A 5,891-nucleotide genomic window follows, 5' to 3' on the forward strand; every position below is an offset into this window, starting at 1 on the left:
ACCCGGCCGCCGACGCCGGAGTATTCGCCTTCCGAGTTCTCGCGCACGATGACCCAGTTCAGGTCTTCGGGCCGGCAGCGCTTCAGCGGGGCGTCGATGCCGGGCAGGATGCGCGTCGGGCGCACGTTGGCGTACTGGTCGAAGCCCTGGCAGATCTTCAGGCGCAGGCCCCACAGCGTGATGTGGTCGGGGATCTGCGGATCGCCGGCCGAGCCGAACAGGATCGCGTCCTTGCCACGCAGCGCGTCCAGCCCGTCGGCCGGCATCATCACGCCGTGGGCGCGGTAGTGGTCGCCGCCCCAGTCGAAGTCCTCGAACTCGAAGCGGAAGGTGTTGCCCTGGCCAGATTCGGCCAGGGCCTGGAGCACCTGCTGGCCGGCGGGCACGACTTCCTTGCCGATGCCGTCACCGGGGATGGTTGCGATCGAGTACGTCTTCATGGGGTGTCCTGTGGTGGGGCTGCGGGAAAGCGTTGCCGCACTGTAGGGACTGGAAACACCGCCTGCGGAGGGCTAAAGTGAAACCATCGTTCACCTGGATTCAACAATCCGCCCCGCCATGCCCGATGCCATCCAGCCCGCCGACCTCGGTTTCTTCTCCACGCTGGCCGGCGCCGGCAGCCTGAGCGCGGCGGCCCGCGAACTGGGCATCACCACGCCGGCCGTGAGCAAGCACCTGGCGCTGATGGAGTCGCGGCTCGGCGTGTCGCTGGTCAACCGGACGACGCGGCGCATGAGCCTGACCCCGGAGGGCGAGCGTTACCTCGAACACGCCCGGCGCATCCTCGACGAGATCGGCCACATGGCGGAGGAACTGGGCGTGTCCCGCTCGACGCCCACCGGCCTGCTGCGCATCAACGCGACGCTCGGTTTCGGCCGCAGCCACATCGCGCCGCTGATCTCGCGTTTCCTGCGGCAATACCCCCAGGTGGAGGTGCAGTTGCAGCTCTCGGTCAACCCGCCGCCGCTGACCGACGACGCCTTCGACGTCTGCATCCGCTTCGGCGAGCCGCCGGATGCCCGCGTGATCGCGCAGCGGCTGGCGCCGAACCGACGGCTGTTGTGCGCGTCACCCGCCTACCTCGCCCGCTTCGGCACGCCCAAGGTGCCCCACGACCTGACGCAGCACAACTGCATCGGCATCCGCCAAGGGGAGGAAGCCTACGGGCTGTGGCGGCTGTCGAGCGGGCGGGGCGGGGCCATGACCACCGAGGCGGTCAAGACCCGGGGCACGCTGACGACCAACGACGGCGAGATCGCGGTGAACTGGGCGCTGGACGGCCACGGCATCCTGATGCGTGCCGAGTGGGACATCGACCGCTTCCTGAAGGACGGCCGGCTCGTGCAGGTGCTGCCGCAGTGCTTCACACCGGATGCCGATGTCTACGCGGTCTACCCGCAGCGGCACCGGCTGGCGGCGCGGGTGCGGGTGTTCGTGGACTTCGTGGCCGGCGCCTTCTCGACCCCGGCCCTGCACGGGGACTGAGGTGCCGATGCGACCCAGCCGCTCACTGGTCCCGGATCCGCTGTACTGAGCACGGTTCGGCTGCGAATCTGCCATCACCAGTGTGTCAAGCCCGGGTGAGGCCCATCCGCGTGCTGCCCCAGGTATTCGCGCAGGTGGTCCACGAAGCAGGTGACCTTGGCAGACAGATTCAAGCGCTCTGTAAAGACTGCGTGGATGTCCGCAGGAGGCGTTGCATAGTCGGCCAGGACTTGCTGCAGACGGCCGCTGCGCAAGTACTTTGCAACGTCCCACTCGGCACGCATCAGGATGCCGTGACCGTCCAGTGCCCAGTTGAGCGCGACTTCGCCGTCATTGGTGCTGAGCTTGCCGTGCACCTTGATGGTTTCGGCGCGTTCTCCCTGATTGAGGCGCCAGTTGCCGTAGGCGCCACTGTTTTGCCGCAGCACGATGCAGCGATGCTGCGTCAGGTCGTGGGGATGCGTCGGAATGCCCTCGGTCTGGAGGTAGCTCGGCGAGGCGACCAGCATTCGCCGGTTGGACGCAATCTTGCGGGCGACCAGCCGTGAGTCCGGCATCTCTCCGAAATGGATCGAGACGTCGATTGATTCGTCAGGGAGGCTGATCGGTCGGTCAGTCAGGTGCAATTGCACCTCGACGGCCGGATACGTCTTGGTGAAAGCCGACACCGCCGGGCCGATGTAGGAGCGGCCGAACCCCAGTGGCGCATTGACCCGCAGCAGGCCTCGTGGGGCATCCCGACTGCTGGACACCAACCGCTCCATGTCAATGATGTCGCCGAGGATGCGCTGGGCATGCACGAAGTAGACCTCGCCCTCGCTGGTCAGGCTGATGCGGCGGGTGGTTCGATTCAGCAGCCGAACGCCCAACCGCTCCTCCAGCAGAGCGAGCCGGCGAGAGACAGCTGGAGGCGTCAAGTTCAACTCTCTTGCCGTGGCGGCTAGCGAACCTTGTTTGACCAGCAGACAGAAAAATCCCAATTCCAGGTCACCGTTCATTCGTCAGTTTTTCGTAACTATGAATTAAATATAGCTGGATTCATAAATTCATGGGATGACTCTAACCTGTGGTCCTGGTCCTGCATCGACACGCACCGCACGTGAACCGATCAGGCCTCTACGGCGGTATCGCCATGACCAGGCGCGACAGGCGTCTTGTCCTTCGACATTGGCAAGCATCGGATTCAGGAGACAAATCATGCAGACAGATCTCGAGAAGCGCACGCTTCGCAGGATCACCTGGCGCATCGTGCCGTTCATCATGCTGCTCTATTTCATCGCGTACATCGATCGGGTCAACATCGGCTTTGCCTCCCTGACGATGAAGACGGACTTGGGCTTCACGGCCTCCATCCTCGGCTTCGGTGCGGGCATCTTCTTCTGGGGCTATTTCCTTTTCGAGGTCCCTTCCAATATCGCGCTCCACAAGGTGGGCGCGCGGTTGTGGATCGCCCGGGTGATGGTGACCTGGGGAATCATTTCCGCCTGCATGGCTTTTGTGGACAGCTCCACGAGCTTCTATGTGGTCCGTTTCCTGCTCGGCGCGGCTGAGGCGGGATTTTTCCCCGGGATCATCCTGTACCTGAGCTACTGGTTCCCGGCGCGGCACCGCGCTGGGGTGACGGCCCTCTTCATGGCGGCCGCACCCATTTCGACAGCGCTCGGTTCACCCATCTCGGCGGCCTTGCTGGAGATGAACGGTGTCATGGGACTGCGTGGCTGGCAATGGATGTTCATCCTCGAGGCCGTGCCAGCGTTGCTGCTGGGCGTGGCCGTGTTCTTCTACATGACCGACAAGCCTGAGCAGGCGACGTGGCTCCAGGACGACGAACGGGCTTGGCTGACCAGCGAGATGCATGCCGAGGCGGCCAACACTGGCAACGGCGGCAAGCACGGCAGTCTGAGCGTCCTGACGAACCCACGGGTCTTGGCACTGTCGCTGGTGTATTTCGGAACCTCCGCCGGTCTGTACACCCTGGGTATCTGGGCCCCGCAGATCATCAAGCAGCTGGGCGTTTCGTCCTTCGCCGTCGGCTTCCTGAACGCCATCCCTCCCACCGTCTCGGTGATCGCCATGGTGCTGTGGTCGCGTCACTCCGACCGCACTGGCGAGCGTACCTGGCATGTGGTGCTGGCCTGCATCGCCGCCGCCATTGGTCTGGTCATCGCCGGTGGCAGCAACGGCATGGTCGGTTTGATTGCAGCGCTGACGCTGGTCAATATCGGCATCAGTTGTGCCAAGCCGCCGTTGTGGAGCATGCCGACGATGTTCCTCTCCGGCGCTGCGGCAGCCACTGGCATCGCCACCATCAACTCGATCGGCAACCTCGGGGGGTTCGTCGGCCCGGCCATGATCGGCTGGATCAAGGACAGCACGGGCAGCTTTGCCGGTGGTCTGTACTTCGTGGCCGGTCTGCTTGTCATGTCTGCCGTGATGACGCTGCTGCTGGCCCGTTCCCAGAAAGCTCTGCAGTTGCCCACCGAGGCCACGGCTCACTGAGCCTGTTCTTCTACCCGCCACACCACACCGCTTTCAGGAGCATTCCATGGACAAGGAAGCCGCCGTCGTGTCCCTCACGGACACCATGGCCAAGTTCACCGCCTACATTGGCAAGCGTCTTCCCAAGGACGTCAAGGCCAAGTTGGCCGACCTGCGCACGATGGAGACCAACCCGCTGGCCAAGTCGATCTACGACTCCATGGCGGGCAACCAGGAGGCGGCTGACAAGTTGAACCGTCCCAGCTGCCAAGACACTGGCGTGATCCAGTACTTCATCGAGGCGGGCGCCAAGTTCCCGTTGCTGGGTGAATTGGAGGAGATCCTGCGTGACGCACTGGCCGGTGCGACCGAGATGGGCCCACTGCGCCACAACGCGGTCGAGACCTTCGACGAGAAAAACACCGGCACCAACACCGGGACCCAGATCCCCTGGCTGGACTGGCGCATCGTGCCCGACAGTGACAGTTGCACCATCGACGTCTACATGGCTGGCGGTGGCTGCACGCTGCCCGGCGCAGCCAAGGTGCTGATGCCCGGGCAAGGCTACGAGGGCGTGGCCGAGTTCGTGATGGACGTGATCACCGAGCGCGGCGTCAACGCCTGCCCGCCGCTGCTGGTCGGTGTGGGTGTGTCGACCTCGGTGGAAACCGCGGCCCGCTTGTCCAAGCTGGCCATCCTACGTCCGGTGGGCTCCACGAGCAGCAACCCGCGTGCGGCGCTGATGGAGCAGTTGCTGGAACAAGGCTTGAACGAAGTGGGCATCGGCCCGCAGGGTCTGACTGGCAACAACAGCGTGATGGGCGTGAACATCGAATCCTCTGCCCGCCATCCCTCCACCATCGGTGTGGCCGTCAACACCGGCTGCTGGGCGCACCGTCGCGGCAAGATCCGCGTCAACGGCGACCTGTCCTGCGACATCCTTTCGCACGAAGGAGTGGTGCTGTGAAGAAGATCCTGACGACTCCTCTCCGCGACGAAGACCTGACTGACCTGAAGGTGGGCGACGTGGTCTACCTGACGGGCCGGCTGGTGACCTGCCGCGACGTCGCACACCGCCGCCTGATCGAGCAGGGCCGCGAACTTCCGGTCAACCTGGAGGGCGGTGCGATCTTCCACGCCGGTCCGATCGTACGAAAGAAGGACGATGGCCACTTCGAGATGGTCTCGATCGGTCCGACCACCAGCATGCGCATGGAGAAGTTCGAGCGTGAGTTCATCCGGCAGACCGGTGTCAAGCTGATCGTTGGCAAGGGCGGCATGGGCCCGGAAACCGCTGCAGGCTGCCAGGAGCACAAGGCCGTACACGCGATCTTTCCCGGTGGCTGCGCAGTGCTGGCAGCCACGCAAGTCGAGGAGATCGAAGGCGCCGAGTGGCAGGATCTGGGCATGCCCGAGACCCTGTGGATCAACCGGGTACGTGAATTCGGCCCGCTCATCATCTCGATCGACACCCACGGCAACAATCTGATCCAGCAGAACAAGACAGTCTTCAACGAGAAGAAGAAGCCCATCCTCGCCAGGATCAGCGAGCAGCTCAGCTTTATTAAGTGAAGCAACGGGTCGCGCCCTGCGGCCTGCCTTCGACACCTACGCGGTCCCCGCGCCGGTGGCCGCGCCGTGTCGGCCAGGGTATCGGGGCCTCTTGACGAAGACCCGATACCCGCCATGCATTCCTGCAACGACAAACAAGCCGAACTGCGCCGTGCGGCACTCGAATACCACGAGTTTCCGACGCCGGGCAAGATCGCCATCGCCGCGACCAAGCAGCTGGTCAACCAGTGCGATCTGGCGCTGGCGTATTCACCCGGGGTGGCCGCGGCCTGCGAAGAGATCGTGGACGACCCGGCCAACGCGTTCCGCTACACCTCGCGCGGCAACCTCGTCGCCGTGGTCACCAATGGCACCGC

General features: G+C 64.3%; 6 protein-coding genes and 1 pseudogene. 5 read left to right on the forward strand and 2 right to left on the reverse strand.

Annotated elements, in window-relative coordinates:
* Positions 1 to 440: isocitrate/isopropylmalate family dehydrogenase (locus AB3X43_RS15425; protein WP_369430750.1), on the reverse strand; the 440-nt coding region annotated here is incomplete at its 3' end.
* 118 nt (positions 441 to 558) lie between these two features.
* On the opposite strand from AB3X43_RS15425, the gene AB3X43_RS15430 reads away from it, so the two are divergent.
* The gene (locus AB3X43_RS15430) at positions 559 to 1,485 is read left to right on the forward strand and encodes a LysR substrate-binding domain-containing protein (RefSeq protein WP_369430751.1); all 927 of its coding nucleotides are present in this window, start codon (positions 559 to 561) and stop codon (positions 1,483 to 1,485) included.
* 74 nt (positions 1,486 to 1,559) lie between these two features.
* Here the strand turns inward: AB3X43_RS15430 and AB3X43_RS15435 are convergent, their stop codons facing one another.
* A complete protein-coding gene (locus AB3X43_RS15435; RefSeq protein ID WP_369430752.1) occupies positions 1,560 to 2,483 on the reverse strand; it encodes a LysR family transcriptional regulator in 924 nt (307 codons plus the stop codon).
* Between the two features lie 199 nt (positions 2,484 to 2,682).
* Between AB3X43_RS15435 and AB3X43_RS15440 the strand changes: the two genes are divergently transcribed.
* From AB3X43_RS15440 to AB3X43_RS15455, 4 genes and pseudogenes are all read left to right on the forward strand, one after another.
* Positions 2,683 to 3,984 (forward strand): MFS transporter, encoded by a 1,302-nt coding sequence (locus AB3X43_RS15440; protein ID WP_369430753.1) that lies wholly within the window; start codon positions 2,683 to 2,685, stop codon positions 3,982 to 3,984.
* Between the two features lie 46 nt (positions 3,985 to 4,030).
* Positions 4,031 to 4,930, forward strand: a complete 900-nt coding sequence (gene ttdA / locus AB3X43_RS15445) for a L(+)-tartrate dehydratase subunit alpha (protein WP_369430754.1) — start codon at positions 4,031 to 4,033, stop codon at positions 4,928 to 4,930.
* On the forward strand, positions 4,927 to 5,535 hold the full coding sequence (gene ttdB, locus AB3X43_RS15450) for a L(+)-tartrate dehydratase subunit beta (protein ID WP_369430755.1): 609 nt from the start codon (positions 4,927 to 4,929) through the stop codon (positions 5,533 to 5,535). The genes ttdA and ttdB overlap by 4 nt, the downstream gene beginning before the upstream one ends.
* A 114-nt stretch (positions 5,536 to 5,649) precedes the next feature.
* A pseudogene (locus AB3X43_RS15455) lies at positions 5,650 to 5,891 on the forward strand (NADP-dependent malic enzyme); the annotation flags it as partial.

Source organism: Sphaerotilus sp. (assembly GCF_041083715.1).
Lineage (GTDB): Bacteria > Pseudomonadota > Gammaproteobacteria > Burkholderiales > Burkholderiaceae_C > Sphaerotilus.